The 19409-nt window shown below is 41.2% G+C and carries 18 protein-coding genes; 7 read left to right on the forward strand and 11 right to left on the reverse strand.

What is annotated here, in order from left to right:
• Positions 1 to 38: 38 nt before the first annotated feature.
• Complete coding sequence (locus BFS30_RS17310) at positions 39 to 1571, forward strand: sensor histidine kinase (protein WP_083252095.1); 1533 nt, start codon at positions 39 to 41, stop codon at positions 1569 to 1571.
• Here the strand turns inward: BFS30_RS17310 and BFS30_RS17315 are convergent.
• Both BFS30_RS17315 and BFS30_RS17320 read right to left on the reverse strand, forming a co-directional pair.
• Positions 1564 to 2046: a hypothetical protein gene (locus BFS30_RS17315; RefSeq protein ID WP_069380443.1), complete on the reverse strand. Its 483-nt coding sequence runs from the start codon at positions 2044 to 2046 to the stop codon at positions 1564 to 1566. The genes BFS30_RS17310 and BFS30_RS17315 overlap by 8 nt on opposite strands.
• A gap of 2 nt (positions 2047 to 2048) precedes the next feature.
• Positions 2049 to 2522 (reverse strand): hypothetical protein, encoded by a 474-nt coding sequence (locus BFS30_RS17320; RefSeq protein WP_069380444.1) that lies wholly within the window; start codon positions 2520 to 2522, stop codon positions 2049 to 2051.
• A 280-nt stretch (positions 2523 to 2802) separates the two neighbouring features.
• Between BFS30_RS17320 and BFS30_RS17325 the strand changes: the two genes are divergently transcribed.
• Positions 2803 to 4638 (forward strand): DUF4153 domain-containing protein, encoded by a 1836-nt coding sequence (locus BFS30_RS17325; protein ID WP_237028596.1) that lies wholly within the window; start codon positions 2803 to 2805, stop codon positions 4636 to 4638.
• A 5-nt stretch (positions 4639 to 4643) separates the two neighbouring features.
• On the opposite strand, the gene BFS30_RS17330 is transcribed toward BFS30_RS17325, so the two are convergent.
• The 7 genes from BFS30_RS17330 to BFS30_RS17360 form a co-directional block, all read right to left on the reverse strand.
• Complete coding sequence (locus BFS30_RS17330) at positions 4644 to 5102, reverse strand: DUF1569 domain-containing protein (protein ID WP_069380446.1); 459 nt, start codon at positions 5100 to 5102, stop codon at positions 4644 to 4646.
• 32 nt (positions 5103 to 5134) lie between these two features.
• Positions 5135 to 5956, reverse strand: a complete 822-nt coding sequence (locus BFS30_RS17335; RefSeq protein ID WP_069380447.1) for a metallophosphoesterase family protein — start codon at positions 5954 to 5956, stop codon at positions 5135 to 5137.
• A gap of 81 nt (positions 5957 to 6037) precedes the next feature.
• Entirely contained in the window at positions 6038 to 7405 is a 1368-nt protein-coding gene (locus tag BFS30_RS17340) for a DUF3526 domain-containing protein (protein ID WP_083252096.1), read from the reverse strand.
• A 9-nt stretch (positions 7406 to 7414) separates the two neighbouring features.
• A complete protein-coding gene (locus BFS30_RS17345) occupies positions 7415 to 8857 on the reverse strand; it encodes a DUF3526 domain-containing protein (RefSeq protein ID WP_069382497.1) in 1443 nt (480 codons plus the stop codon).
• A 19-nt stretch (positions 8858 to 8876) separates the two neighbouring features.
• Positions 8877 to 11372, reverse strand: coding sequence for a TonB-dependent receptor (locus BFS30_RS17350; protein WP_069380448.1), 2496 nt, complete (start codon positions 11370 to 11372; stop codon positions 8877 to 8879).
• Positions 11373 to 12068: an ABC transporter ATP-binding protein gene (locus tag BFS30_RS17355; protein ID WP_069380449.1), complete on the reverse strand. Its 696-nt coding sequence runs from the start codon at positions 12066 to 12068 to the stop codon at positions 11373 to 11375. It abuts the gene before it with no gap.
• Positions 12069 to 12144: 76 nt separating this feature from the next.
• Positions 12145 to 12510 carry a hypothetical protein gene (locus tag BFS30_RS17360; protein ID WP_157262948.1) on the reverse strand — a complete coding sequence of 122 codons (366 nt, stop codon included), beginning with the start codon at positions 12508 to 12510 and terminating at the stop codon, positions 12145 to 12147.
• Positions 12511 to 12567: 57 nt separating this feature from the next.
• On the opposite strand from BFS30_RS17360, the gene BFS30_RS17365 reads away from it, so the two are divergent.
• Positions 12568 to 13287: a phytanoyl-CoA dioxygenase family protein gene (locus tag BFS30_RS17365; RefSeq protein WP_069380451.1), complete on the forward strand. Its 720-nt coding sequence runs from the start codon at positions 12568 to 12570 to the stop codon at positions 13285 to 13287.
• Between the two features lie 278 nt (positions 13288 to 13565).
• Here the strand turns inward: BFS30_RS17365 and BFS30_RS17370 are convergent, their stop codons facing one another.
• Both BFS30_RS17370 and BFS30_RS17375 read right to left on the reverse strand, forming a co-directional pair.
• Positions 13566 to 14687, reverse strand: a complete 1122-nt coding sequence (locus BFS30_RS17370) for a hypothetical protein (protein WP_069380452.1) — start codon at positions 14685 to 14687, stop codon at positions 13566 to 13568.
• A gap of 38 nt (positions 14688 to 14725) precedes the next feature.
• Entirely contained in the window at positions 14726 to 15589 is an 864-nt protein-coding gene (locus BFS30_RS17375) for an SDR family oxidoreductase (RefSeq protein ID WP_069380453.1), read from the reverse strand.
• Positions 15590 to 15649: 60 nt separating this feature from the next.
• Here BFS30_RS17375 and BFS30_RS17380 point away from each other — a divergent pair, with 60 nt between their 5' ends.
• From BFS30_RS17380 to BFS30_RS17395, 4 genes are all read left to right on the forward strand, one after another.
• A complete protein-coding gene (locus BFS30_RS17380) occupies positions 15650 to 16102 on the forward strand; it encodes a winged helix-turn-helix transcriptional regulator (protein WP_083252097.1) in 453 nt (150 codons plus the stop codon).
• Positions 16103 to 16274: 172 nt separating this feature from the next.
• Positions 16275 to 16628 carry a hypothetical protein gene (locus tag BFS30_RS17385; protein WP_069380454.1) on the forward strand — a complete coding sequence of 118 codons (354 nt, stop codon included), beginning with the start codon at positions 16275 to 16277 and terminating at the stop codon, positions 16626 to 16628.
• Complete coding sequence (locus BFS30_RS17390; RefSeq protein WP_069380455.1) at positions 16625 to 17629, forward strand: ATP-binding protein; 1005 nt, start codon at positions 16625 to 16627, stop codon at positions 17627 to 17629. Before BFS30_RS17385 ends, BFS30_RS17390 begins: the two co-directional genes overlap by 4 nt.
• Positions 17630 to 17633: 4 nt before the next feature.
• Complete coding sequence (locus tag BFS30_RS17395; RefSeq protein ID WP_157262949.1) at positions 17634 to 19406, forward strand: SGNH/GDSL hydrolase family protein; 1773 nt, start codon at positions 17634 to 17636, stop codon at positions 19404 to 19406.
• Positions 19407 to 19409 lie beyond the last annotated feature (3 nt).

Here is a 19409-nt window from a genome sequence, read left to right on the forward strand (position 1 = left end):
ATTCTAAAATATATATCGGTGATAATATCAGAAAGACTATGAACATTCCGCTTACCAGCCGTCATGAGCTTGTTGCTCATCCCAATGATCACGTCCCGCTTAATTTATGGCCGATACAAATGTTTGATACTTTGCCTGTAGCCATTTATACCTGTGATCATCAGGGTTATGTAACTTCGTACAATAAGGCTGCGGTAGATTTATGGGGGAGGGAGCCGGAATTAGGAAAGGACCTTTGGTGTGGTTCCTGGAAAATCTTCTGGCCGGATGGCAGGCCAATGTCCTTGGACGAATGTCCGATGGCGAGGACGCTGAAGGAAGGAGTTGCCCTGGTTGGTGAAGAAATCCTGATCTCGTGTCCGGATGGACTTCTGAAAAATGTATTGCCGAGTCCTGTTCCGCTGTTTGATCATTCCGGGCGGCTTACCGGCGCAATTAATACCCTGATGGATGTTACCGCACAGCGCCTGGGGGAGAAAAAGCAGGCCATGCTCGCTGCAATTATCGAACATTCTGAGGATGCTATTGTGAGTAAAACCCTGAATGGCGATATTACCAGCTGGAACCAGGGAGCCGAAAAACTCTTCGGCTATACGGAACAGGAAATGCTAGGGAAGCACATTTCTATATTGATTCCTAAAGACCGAATGGCGGAGGAGGATCTGATCATTGAACGGGTGAAGAGCGATAAAAGTATAGCACATTTTGAAACCATCCGCATTACAAAGGACGGATTGGAGGTGCCCATTTCTCTCACCGTATCGCCGATCAGAGATGGAAAAGGGCGTATCATTGGTGCTTCTAAAATTGCGAGAGACATTAGTGTTCAGAAGCTTTCGGAAGCGCAGTTACAAAAACTATATGAAGACATTCAGGCCTTAAACTCCAAAAAAGATGAATTTATCGGAATGGCCAGCCATGAACTGAAAACACCGGTGACGAGTATTGATGCTTTTTTGCAGCTGGTACAACGTTCGCAGCTATTGGAGCAGAGAGATAAAGAACTGGTTTCTAAAGCAAGGACCCAGGTGGGGAGACTGACCTCCCTGATTGCTGATTTGCTGGATGTAACGAAAATTCAAACCGGAAAAATGGCCTATACTTTTACTGGTTTCGATTTTACTGGTGTTTTGAAAGAGGTGATTGAGGTCATGCAGCAAAATCATCCTTCCCATCAGATCAGTTTGTATAGCGATATAGACATGCTGCATGTCTTTGCCGATAAACAAAGGATTGAACAGGTGGTCATCAACCTGATATCCAACGCAATCAGATACGCACCGAATACCCACGAAATGGTCATCAGGCAATCTGTAAATGACCAATACCTGAAGCTTTCTGTACAGGATTTCGGTCCTGGCATTGACCCCTCAGAACAGGCAGAGATATTCTCCAGGTTTTATCAGGTGAAAAGGTCAAATGGAAATGCTTCGGGGCTGGGGATTGGTTTATATATCAGCAGGGAAATAGTGGACCGGCACCAGGGTAGGATATGGGTGGAAAGTACACCGGGTGAGGGGGCGACCTTCTCCTTCGAACTACCACTGATGCGGGAAACTAAAATTATCTGATAAATTCCAGTAAGGGTTCCAGGATGGTGGCCTCAAATTCTTCCTGTTTGCGAATGCCTTTTTTGCTGTCGGAAAAGTTATCACTGATAGGATAATTCTTTACAAAACGATTGTTTTTAGCGCCAATGGTATACATTAATGTTCCGTAACTGGTGTCGTTTACGATTCTGACTTCTTCGAAATCCATCAGTGTTTTGGTATAAATACCTGGTATCTTTTGATACACTTTACGGGTGTTTTTGTCAAAGATCATGGTGACCTTGACGACGAATAAGAAATCGTAGATCACATAGCAGCATAAACCAGCGCCAATAATATAAATGATACGTTTTACATCGAATCCTATTGGCAAAAAAGGAGTAACGGCGAAACATAAAAAAATGGCCGCTAAAAATACAATGATTTTGGTATACAGGCTCAGATTGGGCTGGAAGCTCATCTTATTGCCTGATAGGTCTAAATTATAAAGCGCCATGATTAGTCTTCAATTTTCATGATGTGCAAGGCTTCAACAACCATGTCATTCAGCGGTTTTACCGTAAATATGGAATTGTTGAGCATCAGGTTTTTTTCTTTGCCATTGATGTTGAGGATCATACTTGCCGCACCATTCATCGTCATACCGAAAAGAGAAACACTTTTGGCAACAAGAAAGGTTTCAAAATAGTCCAGACTATAAGCGACTTCTGAAGAAATGAAGTTCTTTTTAATCAGGATCTGATTGTTTTGCATGTCTATGGTAGTTTTTGATGTAAGACGAAGTAAAGCCATCGCACCAAGTACGGCCATACCGATCCCAATCCACATATTCCCTTTATCCGTTGCCCCTTTTGTAAAAGCAAGAGCGAGTCCTCCTAATAAAAACAAGCCTCCAATAAATCCGATAAAAACGAATTGAGTTTTCAGATGAAATTTGTTGCCTTCTTGTTCAAAGTATTTGTAATTGTTCATAATGGAATGATTAAGCGTTTAAGATTAAACTAATAAAAATGATTTTTGTTAAAATATATTCTTTTCTATCAAAGAAAAGATCTATGTCGACAAAATTAATGCCAAGTGTTATACCGAATCAACATATATTTATGTTTTACAGCTAAATAGTTAATTCTATGGTTAATGAAACTGAATTTTATTATCCTTCAAAAATAATCTGTAGTTTTTGGGCTGTATTGAAAACGATAAAAATGATTTTACAGATAGGTCATAGATATCATTTTATTAAATTCCATCTTTGCATATATTAATTTATACCATGAAACTTCCTTCGATACATGCTCTTGGCCTAAGTATAAAACAAGTACTGCTTCGCTTTCCTCTCCAGGTCTTTTCCTCTATCATAGCCACTTTGGCCTGGTTTTATCTGGCTGGCTCCCGGGAAGGAGAGTTAAGGGAGGAATACCTCTATAAGATCATTCTGATCGCTAATTTGTCCCTGACCTTGCTGCTTGCAGGAGATCTTTATGCAGAGGTAAACCTATATAATGGAAGAAAAAAGTGGGGGCTCAGAATAGTTGGCCTCATGATCTGTATTGGTTTATACTTCCTGCTGTATCCAATCAGGTTTGTGGCGGATATCTACCGGGTCGCTTTCCTCATGGCAGCTGCGCATCTGCTCGTTGCTTTTTCACCCTTTATCAGAAAAGGAAATCTGAATGGTTTCTGGCAATTCAACAAGACTTTATTTTTAAGATTTTTAACTTCAGGCTTGTATGCTTCCGTGCTATACGCTGGTCTGGCCATCGCCCTGGTGGCTGTTGATGGGCTATTCAACGCAAACATTAATTCTTCTGCATATGTCAGGCTAATGGCCCTGGTATTTGCCGGGTTCATGACGATATTCTTTCTCTCAGGAATACCGGAGGATTTTGAAGCATTAGAAAAGGAGGATTTCTATCCTAAGGCCCTTAAAATATTTACACAGTATGTATTGATCCCATTAATGACGATCTATCTGGGGATCTTGCTGGTTTATGAGCTAAAAATTATCATTAACTGGCAACTTCCCAAAGGGCTGGTATCTTCACTGATCCTGGGATATGCAGTGTTTGGTATCCTTTCCTTATTGCTGATCTATCCGATCCGGGAGAAAGCAGGAAATGGCTGGATCAAATTGTTTTCCAGATTTTTCTATGTGATGATGCTTCCGCTGCTTGCTTTATTGTTACTGGCGATCTGGAAAAGGGTAGGTAATTATGGTATCACCGAATCCCGGTATGTTTTAATGGTATTGTCGCTTTGGCTGTTTTTTGTCACCGTTTATTTCCTGTTCAGTAAAACTCAGAATATAAAAATCATTCCAGTCAGTTTGTGTGTCCTGAGCCTGCTGGCTATCTACGGGCCACAAAGTGCTTCTTCGGTATCCAGATATGCACAGGTTAAAAGACTTAAAATGTTGTTCGCCTCTAAAAAAGAGAAAGATGTTGCTCAGCGTGAGGACGTGATCAGATACCTTGTAGGGAGACATGGTCTAAGTGTTTTACAGCCTTTTACAAAAGTAAAACTGGATGCAGTAGAAACCAGAATGGAGCAACGTGTAACCGGCACTGATGCTTATCGTATAAAATATGATAAAATAGATACGGCTTTGGCCTTGCTTCATGTGAAAAAAGGATGGGCTGATAGCGATAATAAGTTGCTCAGTTTTATAACCGAAGGCACGAAAACATTGTCTATAAAAGGCTATGATTTTATGGTAGAGGTTAATTCTTTTCAGAGAGATGGTAAAAAGCAATTGAATGGAATTCCACTATTGATAAAAACAGAAAGTTCAGATTTGGTCCTGAAAGTGGAGTTGGGAACGGATATCAGAACTGAATTTGATGTTCTTCCAATAATGACTGCCTTAAAGAGCATGTATACGTTTAATAAAAATGGGAGGCTTCAAGCTATAGCAGGATTTTCGGATACCTATGATGTGCCTCAGAATCTGATGAGCATTACCAGGAAATTCGATCGGTATGACCTCACATTTCTGGTTTCTTCCATGAAGTTTTATGAGAAAACGGCTGAAAATAGAAAAGATAACTGGTCCAATTTCTCTGGTTATCTGCTGATCAGGGTTAAATAATACGTTTATACGTTAAACTGCGTAAGGTGGTGGTTCAGGTGTTTATAGAACATGTTGTTCCATTCTATCTGATTCAGTTTTCCAAAAGAATGGGATTCTTTTCCCTCAAACTCTGTTGCACCCAATTGCCGGGTTTTTTGAATGAATGCGATTAAACGGTTTTTTTCTGCTTCAAAGTCCTTTTCTCCGGCAATAATAAATGCAGGGGAAGTCGGACCGCTTCTTTTATAAGGAACCTCGCTGACTACCTTAGGTTTGATCAATAGTTTCAGGATAAATTTCATAAATGGACCTGGTTTAGGATGTTTATCCTCATAAACCAGTTCATAGGTCACGCAGCAGTGAGAGAGCATCTGGGCAACGTTCATTTTGCCCCATTGTGCCTGACTTTCCGGGCTAAGTTGATTAATTCGCTGAATGATGTCGTCTGCAACCTGTTGACTAAAGATATTGGGTAAGGCCATATGTAGGTGTTAATTCCTGAGTGAAAATACAATTAATAAGTCAGGATGTTGATTTTTTCCGTAGGGTTCATCAGATAGGTCAGCATCGAATTGTCTTTCAGGAGCTCAACAACTCGGAAACCTTTGTAACTGGTTCCCCAATTGCCACCAAAATGAGTATCAAATAAATATGGAATGTTATCTTTCATTTTAACCCCATCCTGATCATGCTCATGTCCATGAAAGACCGCCTTCACATTAGGGTACTTTTTCAGCAATTCAAAAAAGGCAGGGGTGTCAATTGCATTGGCCGTCCATTTTGCCTGTGGAATATGAAGGAAGATAAAAGTATGTTCCAGCTTCCGGTGCGCATTGAGTTTCTCTTCCAGCCATTTTAGATCCGGAGAAAGGTATTCCCCTTTCTCATTGGAAGTATTGCCAAGCAGGATGGCATTTTTCCTGATCACTACATCGTGGTTTAATGGTGTTTTCCAAACGGACTCCCAATGTTCCGGGCTAACTTTGTCGTGGTTTCCTCTGGTCACGTAATAAGGCATAGTCAGCTGATCAATCTTTTGCTTTGCCTTTAGTAATAAGTCTTTGTCATCATGAATGATATCTCCGTTAATCACACAAAAATCAAGGCGATTCTGTTGATGAAAGCCATTAATCTGTTGAGTGATGGTAGAAAAGAACTCATCAAACTGAGTTTTTGCCTGCCCGTAATGACCATCTGATGCCACTGCAAAACGCAGTTTAACAGTTGCTTTCAGCTCATGCACTTCGGATGCAGTTAAAAACTTAACGCCTCCTCCGACCAGCAAGGCTGTCGCAAAAGAGATGTTTTTGATAAAATGTCTGCGTGAGGAATTCATAAGGTTAAATTATAAAATAAAAACAAATTTATCCCCAATAAACTGAAGTTAAGGGGATAAATTTGTTTGATTTTTCAATCCTTAGAAAAGATGGATCCGTTTGCGAAAATTGGAAAGGGCCAGGGCAGTAAACAATAAGGAGAAAATAAGAACGGATAACAGGTTTTGCCAGATGTATCCGGTTGAATGTTCTTTATATGTAGCCGTTTTGAATTGATCCCATTGAACTTTTTCTATCGTCTCATTTTTAAAAATCAACGGGTAAAAATACAAACGTATTTTTTCATGATGCCTTTTTACAGCCTGCTGGAAGTTCAAATGATTTTCCAGATCTGAGCCCGCGATTTCATTGAGCCGCAACTGCGTCTGGATACCAGGTAAAAATAAGGCAGTAAGGTTGCTGAATTCATGTCTTTTACTTAATTTTTCTGACATGGCATTTGCACCTGCTAAAGCCTCGTCATCACCCATTTGCTGCATCGAGTAATACCAATACCAGCTGAAGGTCAGCTCAGCAGGAAAGGGGTATTGTTTAAACTGGGGGTAATGGGCATAGAATTTATCCATGGTTTTACTTTTATCGGTATCCCATTTTTCATGATAACCTTCGCGCTGCTTAACCAGGGTTTCCAATGCTTCTGGAACCGGGTATTTTTGACTGAGCCAGACATTCAGGATGGCCGGCGAAATGATGTTCAGCACTACCCAGAATGAAATCAGGATTACTGCATTATAACTGGAGGATTTTGTCCGGGAAATCACCCAGAAAGTCAGAGAAAACCAAAAGATCAGGTATAGACTTAATAGCACGGAAACCAGGAGCAAACGAAAGTCAACAGGCAGCTTAAGGTAAAAAACTGCACTGCCCATCAGGAAAAATGCGACGCTGAAAATGCTGATCATCCTAACTGAAAATTTGAGTCTGATGAGGCGTATAAGCGCTCCTGATTGCGATTTGACAATTGCCCATACACCGGATTCCTGCTCGGCGGAGAGCAGATTATAGGTGAAGGCAATGATGACCAGCGGAAACAGAAAAATGAACACAAATGCCAGATCCATATTGCCCAATAAAAGAGTCGATGGATTGCTCAGGTCGGTATCATAAATCTGACCCTCTACCGCTAACATACTTACTGAAATGAGGTAAGGATTAATGTCCCGCTGTCCGTTAGCAAAAGCGGCCCATCGATCTGGAATATTAACCATGGAAAACTTATTATGGTAGAGTAACAGACCGGGATCCTTACCAAAGTGTTTAATGTTCGTACGGGTATTCTCTTCCTGGAGCCGGGCAGCCTTTTCGATAACCAAATCTTGCTGCCGGATGAATTTATCTCCTAAATACAAGCTCGCAAACCCACTGATCAGCAGAATGAGGATACCGGACCAGGCCGCTTTATTTCTAAAAAACAGCTTAAATTCTAATAGATATATACTTTGATTCATATGCTTCTGTTATAATGTTTTTATCCGTCCTGAGGAAAAGTTAAGCAGAATCAACACTCCTGAAAACCAGCAGAAAAGAGAGAAAATACTTCCGGTATGATTAGAAATGACATTGCTTACCGGCCTGAAGGTATACTGGAAATCCGGTTGCTCTTCCCAGTTCCTGCGGCTGATAGATCGTGGAGCTTCCTTTTCTCCAGGAGCATTATTACTGATCTTTTCGATCTGCAGTTTATTCATCCGTTGCGCAAGGCCATAACGGTAAGCTTCAGCTTGATCCTGAAAATCAACGTAAGTTTTGAAATCAGCAGCAGTCAGTGCCATGGATAGGTTTTTAATGGCTAAAAAGGGATTCAGATAACTTGCCGCCACCGTAAAACGGTTTTGCTGTTCAAATGTTTTATTGAGCTCACGCTGATGACGGTTATAGATTCCTGCGGATATTTTTTCTCCTTCGGCCATGACGTATCCTCCGTAGTTAAACGGTAGCTTTTTGACATCATCTACCTTGTATTTCTTTAGGAGCGTTGCTTTTAACTGGGCATAATGTGGATCATCAGGATCATGGCTGTCTCCCTGCTTGCGAAGATCTGCAGCAATGGCTGCATTAAACTCAATCTTGGATGGAGAAGGGTATAGGATTACGCCTAAAGCCTGTGTCATTCTGGGCATCACAATGGCAAAGAAAACCCAGCAAACAACCAGGGTGGTTAGTGCCGATTTTGAGCTCTGGTGAAAAGCCGAAACCAGCACTGCAATACCTGCACAGATGATAAAATAGACCGCATAACTAAGGATCAGTAAGGAAAGGCGTAATGAAGCATCTATACTGATCTGCCAGTTGCTGAGTACTGCCCATAACAGGATGGTTAAGAGGATGACAGGGATAAACAAACTGAAACTCACTGCAATGATGCCGAGGGTTTTTCCCGTCAGGAGTTGCCGCCAGCTTAGGCCCTGGCAAAGCAAAATCTTTAAAGTTCCAGTTTCCCGTTCGGCTGAAATACTGCTGTAACCCAGGAAAAAGATCAGCAAAGGAACGAGCAGTTGTAGTACCATAGCTACACTCATTTCTCCAAAACGAAGCATTCCATTGGAAAAGCCAGCCTCGCTAAAGTTGACCGTGTTCTGTTTATGGGCTTCTAGAAAAATGGATACACCGGCAAAACTTTCTATTCCAAAATCAAAGAAGCTGAGCTCATGTTTATCGCGGAAAGCAAGGTATCCGTAATGGGCCATCCGATGAGGATGTTTGTCGGGTTTAGCAAGCCATTTTTCCCTGACCAGTTCCTTGTATTTTAGACGCTGACTGTTCTGAGTTTTAAAATTCTGCCAGCCAATAAAAGTGGCGAGGCATAAGGCCAGACCCAATATCAGGGTCAGGATTAAGGTTGCTTTACTACTGAAAGCGGTTTTCCAGGTTCTCCTGGCTATGATCAATATCCTTTTCATATGATTTTGCAGGTATAGGTCAGAATCGGTAAGTAGCATTGAACATGACATTTCTGGGCGTTCCGGGAAATAACCTCAGGTAACTCTGGGCACCTACCCAATATGTGCTGTTGAATACATTATTTATGTTCATCGCCAGCTGAACATTTGACTTTGGCGGAGAATAATAAACTGCGGCATCCATCAGGGTATAGGCAGGAAGACGGAAGTCACGGGTATACCAGGGAAGTTTATTTCCACTGTACTGAAGCCCTGCGCCAAAGCCAATACCTTCGAAAAGCCGGCTGTCATTGAGGTCGTATCTGGTCCAAAAGCTTCCGCTATGCTGAGGGGTATTTTGTACACGCTGACCTTTTAAGGCGGGATCATAATCTTCCATAATAATGGCGTCTACATAACTGTAACCCGCGTTAAACTGCCAGTTAGGAAGGATAAACCCGGATGCTTCCAGCTCAACCCCGCGACTACGTTGCGCGCCGCGTTCGATCAGGCGGTTCGCATCAACCGGGTCATTTGCATTCATCAACAGGTTTTTCTGGTTGACTTCAAAAACAGAGAGGTTGACCATTAAAGTCCGGTTCAGCCATTCTGATTTAGCACCAATCTCTTTCAGGTCACTTTTTAAGGGCTTGTAATTTGTTCCGGCAGGGGGAGGGACGACCACCAGATTAGAAGTATTGCCCTGTGGTTGATAACCCTGAAGGTAGGTTCCGTAAATATTGATGTTTGAATTAAACTCGTAAGTAATCCCTAGTCTTGGTAATAATTTTTGTCTGAAAACGGTTTTCTCGTTGCTGAGTTTGTAGTTGCTGTAGTCGTCATGCCATTCCTGTCTCAGCCCCAGTAAAAGTGTTAATTTATCATATTTGAGCTGGTCCTGAATGTAAATTCCATTTGCAAGTGCATGGGCTGGTGGAATTTCATTTTGCGTGAAATGGTATTCACTCAGATCCCGGAGGGTATAAATAGGTTTGGCAAGATCAAAATGCGCTACATTTGGAACCGGAGCACTAACCCCGCTAACGGATTGAAACAAATAAAGGTCTTTATTTAAAGGATCGTATTTCGCTGCAACGCCACCTGCTTTTAAACGGTAACCCTGTGCTGAGCTTTCTGCACCTCCACGGTATTTCTGAACACTGATCCGGTCGTAACCAAGAACAATTTTATGCTGAATCGGACCTGTAATGGCATGGATGCTAAAATAGCTGCTCAGGTTATCAGTGTTTAAGGTTTGCTGTCTTTGTACCGCCCGTAATCCGGCAAGTGTTGGAATGGCTTTGCCTGTTTCATCTACCCCATAAGCATTGGTAGTCCTGTGTTCCAGCAGGTCCTCATCCCAGGTTTGCTTCATGTAGGCAATGTTAAATACGATATCTTTGGTAAAGGCATGAGATAAATTGCTCATCAGCATCAGATCCTGCGTACGGTACCGGTCATTGCTTTCTCCCATGCTAAATGTAATGGGTGTACTTTTAAGGTCAGTCTGACCAGCAATCGCTCCAAAAATACTCTGTCCACGGTCTAATCTTGTTTTGTTATGGTTTAATACCAGTTCTACATTCAGACTGGTTTTATCAGTTGGAATATAGGAGAAAGATGGAGCGATCAGGTAAGCTTTTTTAAACTGGAGATCCCGGAAGCTTTTGCTGTCTTCGTATCCTACATTTAATCGGTATAATAAGGACTTTTCCTGGTTAAGTGGGCCTGTGAAATCCAATGCTCCGCGAATAGTGCTAAAGCTTCCTGCAGAAATACTGACCTGCTTCCGGTCTTCGCTGAGTGGTTTTTTGGTCACCAGATTGATCGTTCCTCCAGGATCAGCACTGGAAAATGAAGCACTGGCGGGACCTTTTATCACCTCAATCCGTTCCAGGTTATTCGTTAATGGCTGGAGAAAATAGAATTGCCTCGTTCGCATGCCATTGACGATAGCTCCTTCCTCATTCTGATTAATTCCGCGGATGGAAAACTGATTGTAATAGCTATTCTGGGTTACAGAAGGCACATTCTTTACTGCATCTGCGAGTGTAAAAGCCTGTCGGTCTGCTATCAGTTCTTTGGAAACAGAAGAGATGGCTTGTGGGATATCCTTATTTAAGGCCGCGATTTTAGTAGCAGAAAAGGAGTAATCACCGTAATATTTCCTCTTGCTTGTACCTATTACTTCCACGGTTTGAAGTTCTTCATTAGAACTGTAAAGCTTAATGGTGTCTATGCGAAATTCCTGTTGTTGGAAAATCCGGTATTCCTGCTGAAAAGGAATAAAGCCAACAGCACTGGCCCTTAGTGAATAATCACCGGCCTTAGGTAATACAAGTCGGAAATGACCATTGGAGTCACTTGAAGTATTTAAAACATCTTTTCCAGTTTTGAATTTCAGGGTTACATTTTTTATGGGTTGGTTTTGTTGATCTGTCAGGATTCCGAAAACTTTTGTCTGGGCCCGAGTGGAGACCGAAAAAAGAAAGGAGAGGAATAATGTTAAAACGGGCTTGATAGAACTGAATTTCATTTATATAGTTTCTAAGTATAATTTCTGAAGATCACTGGCATTGATGTCTGCAGCTTTAATGGTATGGATGAGTTTGCCCTGGCGCATAATTCCAATATGAGTACCGATGTTAACCGCATTGAAGATGTCGTGAGTAGCCATAAGGACTGATTTGCCTTGTTTTCCAAGCGTCTTTACCAGTTCCGTAAATTCGTCGGTGGCTTTAGGGTCCAATCCGCTGGTAGGTTCATCCATCAGGATTGCTGCTGCATTTTTTGCCAGAGCAATAGCAATACCTACCTTTTGACGCATGCCTTTGCTGAAACCCGAAAGCGGTTTATGATGCGCTGCGGTTTGTAAACCACATTGGGAAAGAAAGGCTGTTAGTTCTTCCTGGGCATAACTGAAGCCGGCGAGCATACTGAAATAATCAAGATTTTCTAATGCACTGAGATTGCCGTAGAGCATCACCACCTCTGGAATATAAGCAAGGTGCTTTCGTGTCTCTGCAGATCCGGATTGTACTTCGATATTGTTAATCAGGGCTTTTCCGGAACTGGCCTCAGTAAATCCGAGAAAGAGGTTAATGGTCGTGGTTTTTCCGGCACCGTTCTGGCCGAGAAGACAAAATATTTCACCCGGTTTTACTTCCAGGTTGAGATTGTCCAGTGCTACGTGAGACTGGTAATGTTTGGATAAAGAGATTGCTTGAAGCATGTGCTTTAAATAAATTAGCAGGTATGGAAATACATGGTCCGGGAAGGACAATGAAAAAACTCAATAAAAAGAAAGGTTAGTTAAAGGAGGGAGGTCCTTTATTGCTGCATTTAAGAATAAAGCTGGAAGTGGCCTGAATAATCAGGAGACTTTCAGTTGAGGGTATTGAAGGGGGGAGGAAGGAGACCATAAGCGGCCTGGGCTGGTTGAAATCAGTAGATTGATGTTTCATCAGATCGCAGATTTTGCATGGAGAATAATGCGTTTTTAACTTTTCCCCTCCAGAATATTGACTGTCCTTTTTGATGTTGCTCTGTTCCTGGGAGCTATGTTCATGCTGATGTAAAGCGGGAATAACAGAAGTGCTCATAAAAAGAAGCAATAAGAAAATCGCCCCGATGCGGAGAGAAATGCTCTTGAGATATTTCTGTTTGTCATTCATTAATGCAACAAAGTTACAATTATTATTTTGCTGGTCAAGTTTTCTTACCTTCGGTTTATGAATGAGGTAAACAGGCATAAAACAGAGATGAAAGAGAAGGGTTTTACCACTATTGATGCTGTATTTTCAAAAGAAACAATAGCGGAAATACTCCGGATCATTGAAGCCACAGATTCCTCAGGAGAGACGTTTAGAAAATCTGCTGATTTGTTTGCAATCAGACAATTTTTGAAAGCTGTTCCTGGAGTTGCCCAGCTTATTTTTAAGGAGAATTTTAAAAGGCTGATTCAACAGCTTTTTGGGGAAGGCTATTTTGTCGTGAAATCCATTTACTTTGATAAACCTGAACAATCCAATTGGTTTGTCGCCTATCATCAGGACCTGACCATATCGGTTGATAAAAAGCAGGTTGCTGAGGGCTACGAGAAATGGACAGTTAAGCAAGGCCAGTTTGCGGTTCAGCCTCCATTGAATATTTTAAAACAAATTTATACCGTTCGCATTCATCTGGACGATACCGATGAAAATAATGGTGCTTTAAAAGTTATTCCGCGATCTCATTTAAAGGGAATTTACAGACCAGAGGATATTGATTGGTCGATTGAAAATGAATGTTGCTGCCGGGTAAATCTCGGAGGAGTAATGATCATGAAACCACTTTTACTGCACAGTTCAGGAAGAACAGTTAATAACAATAAAAGAAGGGTAATTCATATTGAGTTTTGTAACCAGGAATTACCGGAAGGATTCGGCTGGATTGAAAAAGCACCATTCTAGATTTTTTACCTGAGTAAAAGCTTGTTCTGCCACTGTTAAGGCTAAATTCATCAGCCGATAACCAATTTTATTTGTAGGTGTGTAATTTGAATTTCATTTTTATTAAAAGTGTTTTTCATGAAGTTATATTGCGAGTTATTTAAAGATAAGTATTATTTTCGCCAACCCTTATGGTCCTTATAAAACCAAATTTATATCCCATAAAGGAAATATCATAGCTTGGTCGCTATGGTAGTTTAGGTTGTGGGTACGTTTGGTCGCGTACCCACTTTATCAACTTAACGATAGAGGTCTCTCATGGCAAAATTAAACTGGCTCAGGATCTGTCGCGTCAATTCCCGGTACAGGTCATCATATCCAGGCCTGTTATTGGCTACTCCATTGACAATGGCCTTATCTCTTTCAGATAGCGCATTGTAATCACCAGTATATTTTCCGGTAAGGTTTTCCCATGTGTATTGAGCAGGAATGCGGTCTGAAGCAACGAGTTTCTGTGTATGTGCATCTGTAACCCGATAATCCATTACCGCTCTTGAATTGATGATTCTTCTGGTTACATATACCCTAGCAGAAATCGTTTTGCTACTCTGTGAACCGGCCATCTTATCACTTTTTACCGGGATCTTTTTGGATACTTCATAAGAATAGGTATTAGTAGCCAGGTTACTGAACCAGATGTCGTACATATTGATGTCCATAAACTGGTCAACCCTGATGTCAGATTGCTGTCCATAAGACATTCCATAAAACTTGTAATAACTGCGTTCACCAATGGAATTAAGGTTCCATAAGATATCATTCTCGAAAAAACTACCATTGATGGAATAGTAGCCGAAGCGCTGATCTAGTTTACTGACCACTACATTTGTGATGGCTGCATCATAGGCCTGTTGTTTTTTTGCAATGACATCTTTATAACCCGGAACATAGGTGTCGGCAATCTTTAGGTTATCGTAGGCTTTTCTGGCACTAAGCCTATCGTTGCGTTGCAGTAATTCCAGGCCCCGGTTGTACCTGGCGGATGCAGCAGCCAAAGCAGCCTGATCTAACTCTGCATGATAGTTTCTCGGACGAAAAGTCGTACTTCCTTCTTTTATATCTGCCGCTGCATCATACATTTTCTGTAAAGCTTCATAACCAGTATAGACCTGATCGAGCATCTGACCCTTTTTGCCATTGCTACTCTTCGCCAAGGCGATGTCCTGTTCATATTTTGAGGCTGCTTCCTGATAAGCAATGGGAAGAATTCTTATTGCATTGGCATCTGAAGGATTTTTCCTGAGGTCATTGATCGCAGAAAAATAGGCCTTTCCATATTCACCTTTGTCAAACAGTTTCTGACTGGACTGACAAGAAGATAATAAAATGAGCAGGTAGGTTAACTTAAGTAGCGTTTTCATAAAATGAAGGTATGGTTACTTAAAGATAAGCAAGGCATTTATTTTATTGTACTGAAATCGCTGTTAATCACCGATTTTAAAGTATTAGGTTTCCTCCCTGTTACCTTTTCCACATCATTGGTGGTAAAACCAACATGGTGATTTGCGATAACGGAATAAACGGAGTTCATATAGGAGGCCACAAAATCAGGAGCACCGGCTTCTTTAAGTATAGTTACATATTGTTCCGGGCTTGGTTGCGGATAGACGATAGTTTTACCGGTAACCTCGCTAAGGATGGTTGCAGCATCAAAATAAGACAGGGCTTCGGGGCCGGTCAGCTCATAAGTTTTCTTACTATGGCCTTCCTCGCTGAGTACGGCCGAAGCAACCGCTGCAATGTCTGCTACGTCAATAAAACCAACTTTGCCATCACCTGCAGTGGCTAATGTAATGCCTCTTTGTGTGATGTTTTCCCATTCATAGTTCTTGAAATTCTGGGCAAAGAAAGAGGCCCTCAGAATGGTGTAATCAAAACCATCATTTGCAAGTTTTGCTTCTGTTTTTAGATGGAAAGTCATGTCAGGTCCCATTTGATCCGATTTTAATGCAGATAAATATACGACCCTTAGTATTCCTTTTGACTTTAGAAAATCAAGGAAAGGATTGATCAAATGATCCATTTCCAATACCATAGCAGGACCAAGAAGGAAAACTTTATCTACGCCTGCTGTGGCCGCTTCAAAGGTTGCAGGATTATCAAAAGAAAAAGAAACCAGTTCTTCTGATAATCCCAGTTTTGCTTTGGATTCTTCTACATTTCTGGTGCCCGCGAAAAAAGCTATGTTTTTTTCCTGAAGGTCTTTGATTAATGCTTTACCAATTGCGCCTGTAGCGCCTGTTACTAAAATTTTAGTTGCCATTTTTTTCTGGATTTAAGTTTCAATAGTTACTTTTAGTAATACAATATTAAGAGGTAACTAATGGATAAACAAGAAGGTACAGCAGCATTACCTAATAACACCGGTGTAACTATTGCTGGGAATGAGGAGCTTAAGGACAAAAGAAATTTACAACAAATTTTCTATAATGCCAATACTATCGCCAATGAGATTTGCCCGGTAAGAGATGTGATCGCCAGAATAAGCGATAAGTGGAGTATTTTGTCAATTTATGCGCTGGGGGCGTATGGAAAACTAAGGTTCAGTGAGCTGATCCATAAAATTGATGGCATTTCTCATCGCATGCTTACCGTAACTTTAAGAAACCTGGAAGGAGACGGTTATATCAAAAGAACTGTTTATGCGGAGGTTCCTCCCAGAGTGGATTATGAACTGACGGAGCTGGGCCGAAGTCTGATGCAAGAGTTGTCTGGTATTATTGGATGGGCGGAAAAAAATGGGAAGGAGATCCTCGCATTCAGAAATAAAAAGTAAATGATCATTACCTGCCGGAATATATCGATGAACAATCAGGGCCCAATCTTGTACATATCGAAGATCTTAATTAAGAAATAGGAAAAAGAAAAGCTTGCTTAGAGAGACCGAATACCTATTTTTGGGTAGAGAAGTGTATATTTGATTCAATAATTAATTAAAAAATCGTTTTATGAATGAAGTGGACAGGACCTATAATATTAATTTAAGTTTTGAGGAAATAAAGCTTCCGCCATTTCAGGATATTCTGGTGCTTGCAAAAAATTCAGTTCAGGGAAAAATAGGACTTTCTAAATCATTTGAATTGCTTGTGCCAAATGGCTTTGAAATCATCGATATCAATGATGGTGTGATAGAAACTATTTTTGTTCACAGGAATATCCTTGCCAAGATCTCTAAAGAAAAAGTAATACAGATACTGCAAAATAATGTGTTTCCTTTTATTTCAGAGGGCGAACTCATCAGTGTAAATTTCAAAGTGAATATCTCTGTGAAAGATATTGTCTTTAAAGATTCCGATTTATGAATATAGCTTCTCTCATTAAATATGATTATGCAAGTCTTGACGGTTACCAGGGAGTGCACATTGCGAGGAGCCATAAAGCAATTGCTAATGGCCTGGTTGTTTTAGATGAAAATATGCCGGTAGGTGTGTTGACTTCCGTAGACCTGGCCAGGAAACACCATATGATTATTATGGATTGTTTAAGCCCGAAACCTACAGTCAATAAAGGGGATATGATTAGTAAAGTGCTGGATGTGATGAAAAACAGCGGACATGATGTCTTGCTGGTATATGATGAGGAAACCTTTTTGGGTACAATTTCACAACACGATATCCTAAATCATTTACATGCCAACCTTAACCGTCAGCGTTTGTCTTTACAATCTGTGGCACATGATCTTAGAAGTCCGATTGCATCCATCAAAATGTTGGGAAATATGTTGCAGGATAATCTGATTCTGGTGGAAAACAAACAACTGGTAGATTATTTAAACCAAAGCTGTGACTTTGCCCAGAAAATAATCGAAGACATCCTGCTGACGGAGCAAACCTTCGAAGAATTGGTAAATTATTCAGAGGAGAATTTTGATGAACTGGTTGAAGAATGTGCGAATGGTTTGGTTACAGAACTGGAAAAGAAACAGCTTAACCTCCATACGGACCTGCGCTTCGGTCAATCAGTTAAACTGGACCGGCCCAAATTTAAACGAGCGATATACAACCTGATTTCTAATAGTATTAAGTTTACCAATCAGAATGGGAAAATTGAATTGTCCACTGTGGTTGCAAACAATATGTTAAAACTGGTTGTGAAGGATAATGGAATCGGTATCCCCAAAAATATTCAGGAGCAGATTTTTGATAAATTTACCCGTGCCAAAAGACAGGGCACTGCAGGTGAGCCGACCACAGGTTTAGGGATGTACCTTACCAAAAGAATTATAGAATTGCATGATGGTAGTATTGAAGTAGAAAGTGACGGAGAAAGTGGGACTTCTTTTTCAGTTTTTCTGCCGCTTTAATTACATGATGAAAAGATACATTTTAATCCTGCTCGCTACGATGATCTCTGCCCACTTTTGTGAGGCACAACAGCAGAACACTTTCAAATCCTGGAACCCTGCAAAAGATTCACTAAACGTCATACAGGGAAGGGGATGGTCTGAGGGGTTTAAAAGCGATTACGACCGTTTGCCGGCCGATGCAGAAAATAAGGTGAGGAAAGCGGTCTGGAATTTATCAGAAAATAGTGCTGGACTGAGTTTGCGATTCAGGACAAATGCAGAAAATATTGTGGTTAGATTCCGTGTTAAAGGTCCGGTTCAAATGCCCCATATGCCCGCTACTGGGGTAAGTGGTGTGGATTTATATACCAGAGACCTGAATGGAAAATGGCTTTGGTGTGCCGGGAAATTTGCCTTTGGGGACACGATCAGCTACCAGTTTAATCATATTTCAGGAAATGATCAGCACCTGAAAGACAGGGAGTATACGCTGTACCTTCCTTTATACAATAGCATCAGCTGGATGGAAATCGAGGTTCCGGGCGCAAGTGATTTCAAGGCATTACCGGTGTCCTCGGAAAAACCGGTGGTTGTTTACGGGACTTCTATTGCCCAGGGAGAATGCGCCTCCCGTCCCGGTATGGCCTGGGCTTCAATTTTGGGAAGGAAGCTGGACAGGGCCCTGGTTAACCTGGGATTTTCGGGAAATGGAATGCTGGAACCTGAAGTGTTGGATTATATCGGGCAGATTGATGCAAGGTTATATGTAATCGATTGTTTGCCAAATCTGACCAGAGTAAAAAGCGCTGATCTTAGAAAACGCATTGTAAATACGATCGGCACCCTTCAGCTTAAACGACCGGGAGTTCCGATCCTCTTAACGGAACATGATGGGTATTCGGAAGCAGAGGTACAACCAGTTAAGAAAAAAGAGTATGAAAGTGTAAATGCAATCATGAAAGCTACAGTAGATTCCTTGAAAAAAGCAGGTGTAAATGATATTTACCTGCTGTCAAAGGAAGAAATTGGACAGGATATAGAAAGCATGGTAGATGGTGTTCATCCCAATGATATCGGGATGATGAATTATGCGAATGCCTATGAAAAGAAAATCAAAAGCATTTTCAGAGAATCTGAAGGAAAAAATGCCATTATGATTCCAGTCCGGCAAAGAAGAGACGCTTCCACTTACGATTGGGAAACACGCCATCAGGAAGTCTTAAGCAGCATTGCTTCAAAGCAGCCAGAGGTCGTTTTTATTGGAAATTCTATTACCCATTTCTGGGGAGGTTTACCGGAGGCTCAGGTTGCCAATGGAAAAAAATCATGGTCAAGATATTTTGGTTCAGGCCATGTCGTAAATATGGGCTTTGGCTGGGACCGCATTGAAAATGTATTATGGCGGATTTATCATGGAGAACTGGACGGATTCTCCCCTGAGCAGATTGTGCTGATGATAGGGACCAATAATCTGGAGATTAATACCGACGCAGAACTGCTTGCAGGATTAGATTTTCTGCTGGAGGCCATTCATTCCAGACAACCTGCATCGCGTATTTTATGTATGGGAATCCTGCCTCGCAGAGGAATGGAATCGCGGATTGCCCGTCTTAATAAAAGAATCGCAACCATGCTGGCAAAGAAACGAATAAACTACGCAGATGCAGGAACCCTCTTTCTAAATCGTAACCAGCGGATTGAAGAATCTTTGTTCAGTGATGGTTTACATCCAAATGAGGATGGGTATGAACGATTGGGAAAATTCATCAGTAACCGCATAACGGTAAAAAAGTAGGGC

Origin of the sequence: Pedobacter steynii (assembly GCF_001721645.1) — a bacterium.
Classification (GTDB): Bacteria; Bacteroidota; Bacteroidia; order Sphingobacteriales; family Sphingobacteriaceae; genus Pedobacter; species Pedobacter steynii_A.

What these genes read in the sequence shown, in the direction of transcription:
- BFS30_RS17355 (WP_069380449.1), bottom strand. Translation starts at nt 12,068, where the DNA reads ATGCTTCAAGCAATCTCTTTATCCAAACATTACCAGTCTCACGTAGCA.
- BFS30_RS17385 (WP_069380454.1), top strand. Translation starts at nt 16,275, where the DNA reads ATGAATGAAGTGGACAGGACCTATAATATTAATTTAAGTTTTGAGGAA.
- BFS30_RS17315 (WP_069380443.1), bottom strand. Translation starts at nt 2,046, where the DNA reads ATGGCGCTTTATAATTTAGACCTATCAGGCAATAAGATGAGCTTCCAG.
- BFS30_RS17320 (WP_069380444.1), bottom strand. Translation starts at nt 2,522, where the DNA reads ATGAACAATTACAAATACTTTGAACAAGAAGGCAACAAATTTCATCTG.
- BFS30_RS17340 (WP_083252096.1), bottom strand. Translation starts at nt 7,405, where the DNA reads ATGAATCAAAGTATATATCTATTAGAATTTAAGCTGTTTTTTAGAAAT.
- BFS30_RS17380 (WP_083252097.1), top strand. Translation starts at nt 15,650, where the DNA reads ATGGATAAACAAGAAGGTACAGCAGCATTACCTAATAACACCGGTGTA.
- BFS30_RS17375 (WP_069380453.1), bottom strand. Translation starts at nt 15,589, where the DNA reads ATGGCAACTAAAATTTTAGTAACAGGCGCTACAGGCGCAATTGGTAAA.
- BFS30_RS17335 (WP_069380447.1), bottom strand. Translation starts at nt 5,956, where the DNA reads ATGAATTCCTCACGCAGACATTTTATCAAAAACATCTCTTTTGCGACA.
- BFS30_RS17330 (WP_069380446.1), bottom strand. Translation starts at nt 5,102, where the DNA reads ATGGCCTTACCCAATATCTTTAGTCAACAGGTTGCAGACGACATCATT.
- BFS30_RS17365 (WP_069380451.1), top strand. Translation starts at nt 12,568, where the DNA reads ATGAATGAGGTAAACAGGCATAAAACAGAGATGAAAGAGAAGGGTTTT.
- BFS30_RS17360 (WP_157262948.1), bottom strand. Translation starts at nt 12,510, where the DNA reads ATGAATGACAAACAGAAATATCTCAAGAGCATTTCTCTCCGCATCGGG.
- BFS30_RS17370 (WP_069380452.1), bottom strand. Translation starts at nt 14,687, where the DNA reads ATGAAAACGCTACTTAAGTTAACCTACCTGCTCATTTTATTATCTTCT.
- BFS30_RS17395 (WP_157262949.1), top strand. Translation starts at nt 17,634, where the DNA reads ATGATGAAAAGATACATTTTAATCCTGCTCGCTACGATGATCTCTGCC.
- BFS30_RS17310 (WP_083252095.1), top strand. Translation starts at nt 39, where the DNA reads ATGAACATTCCGCTTACCAGCCGTCATGAGCTTGTTGCTCATCCCAAT.
- BFS30_RS17345 (WP_069382497.1), bottom strand. Translation starts at nt 8,857, where the DNA reads ATGAAAAGGATATTGATCATAGCCAGGAGAACCTGGAAAACCGCTTTC.
- BFS30_RS17350 (WP_069380448.1), bottom strand. Translation starts at nt 11,372, where the DNA reads ATGAAATTCAGTTCTATCAAGCCCGTTTTAACATTATTCCTCTCCTTT.
- BFS30_RS17390 (WP_069380455.1), top strand. Translation starts at nt 16,625, where the DNA reads ATGAATATAGCTTCTCTCATTAAATATGATTATGCAAGTCTTGACGGT.